At 73.1% G+C, this 1,407-nt stretch carries 3 protein-coding genes; 2 read left to right on the top strand and 1 reads right to left on the bottom strand.

Going from position 1 to position 1,407, the window contains the following annotated elements; genetic code table 11:
• On the top strand, positions 1–836 hold an 836-nt coding region (gene rlmN / locus NUH29_RS14510), incomplete at its 5' end, for a 23S rRNA (adenine(2503)-C(2))-methyltransferase RlmN (protein ID WP_258799982.1).
• A 94-nt stretch (positions 837–930) separates the two neighbouring features.
• The gene (locus NUH29_RS14505) at positions 931–1,140 is read left to right on the top strand and encodes a hypothetical protein (protein WP_258799981.1); all 210 of its coding nucleotides are present in this window, start codon (positions 931–933) and stop codon (positions 1,138–1,140) included.
• Here NUH29_RS14505 and NUH29_RS14500 read toward each other — a convergent pair.
• Positions 1,137–1,407 (bottom strand): NAD(P)H-hydrate epimerase (locus NUH29_RS14500; RefSeq protein WP_308445782.1); only part of this gene is annotated, 271 nt, incomplete at its 5' end. The two genes, NUH29_RS14505 and NUH29_RS14500, sit on opposite strands and share 4 nt — an antisense overlap.

The raw sequence follows: 1,407 nt of genomic DNA, 5'->3' as shown, positions 1-1,407 counted from the left end.
AGCTGTTCGACGGCGCGCTCGTCGAGTCCGTGCTGATGCGCTACCCCGGTCGCGTGACCCTGTGCGTGTCGAGCCAGGCCGGATGCGGCATGAACTGCCCGTTCTGCGCGACCGGCCAGGCGGGCCTCACCCGCAACATGTCGGCGGCCGAGATCGTGGCCCAGGTCGTCGAGGCCAACCGCGCCATCGCGAACGGCGAGCTCGGCGGCCTCCGCCGCGACGGCGGCCACGACGCACCCCGGGTCACCAACATCGTCTTCATGGGCATGGGCGAGCCGCTCGCCAACTACAACCGCCTCATGAAGGCGGTGCGCACCATGGTCGCCCCCCAGCCGAACGGGCTCGGCATGTCGGCGCGCCAGATCACCGTGTCGTCCGTGGGGCTGGCCCCCGCCATCCGCAAGCTCGCCGACGAGGACCTGCCCCTCACCTTCGCGCTGAGCCTGCACGCACCCGACGACACCCTGCGCGACGAGCTGATCCCCGTGAACTCGCGCTGGAAGGTCGACGAGGCGCTCGACGCCGCGCGCCACTACTTCGAGGTCACGGGCCGTCGCGTGTCGATCGAGTACGCCCTCATCAAGGACATGAACGACCACGCCTGGCGCGCGGAGCTGCTCGCGCAGAAGCTCAACGAGCGCGGGCGCGGCTGGGTGCACGTGAACCCGATCCCGCTGAACCCCACCCCGGGTTCGGTGTGGACCGCCTCCGAACCGGATGTGACCCGCGAGTTCATCGCGCGGCTCGAGGCGGCCGGCATCCCGACGACGCTGCGGGACACCCGCGGCAAGGAGATCGACGGGGCGTGCGGCCAGTTGGCCGCCGCCGACGCCTGAGCAGCGCCCCCCTTTCGCGGGTCTGCCGAGTCGAGTCGCGCTCGTCTACGGTGAGCGCACACCACGCGGAATCCCCGACCGCGGAAGGACCCCCATGTTCGCGCCGCTCCCTACGGCCGACGAGATCGAACACCACCTCGAGCTCGCCGCACGCGGCATCGTGCTCGCCGACGGACTCGTCGACGAGAGGTGGGAGCCCGTGCTCATGGGTGTCGCCCGACGCGGCGTCGTGACCGCCGCCGACCACCGCGCCGTCGCCCGCCTGCTCGCCGCGCTCGACGCGGAGGCCGCGCGCGCCGACTAGGGGTCGAGCCCGAGCCCGATGTCGACGAGCTCGATGCGTCCCACGAGCGCCGCGTCCGCGTACAGCAGGCCGCGCTTGCGGGCGCCGAAGGTGACCGTGAGGTCGGCAGGCAGCACCGCATCCGGCTCGGCGGCGCCGGTGTCCGGATGGATGCCGCTCGGCAGGTCCACCGCGAACACCACGGGGAGCGCGCCACCGCGGCCCCGCATCCGCTCGCGCACCACGGCGACCGCAGCCGCGGCCGGGTCGCGGGGCCTGCCGGTCGCG

The organism is Protaetiibacter mangrovi (assembly GCF_024752305.1).
In the GTDB taxonomy this organism is placed as follows: Bacteria; Actinomycetota; Actinomycetes; order Actinomycetales; family Microbacteriaceae; genus Homoserinibacter; species Homoserinibacter mangrovi.
Note: the sequence above shows the minus strand (reverse complement) of the source record. Positions and strands in the feature narration are given on the sequence as shown.

What these genes read in the sequence shown, in the direction of transcription:
- NUH29_RS14505 (WP_258799981.1), top strand. Translation starts at nt 931, where the DNA reads ATGTTCGCGCCGCTCCCTACGGCCGACGAGATCGAACACCACCTCGAG.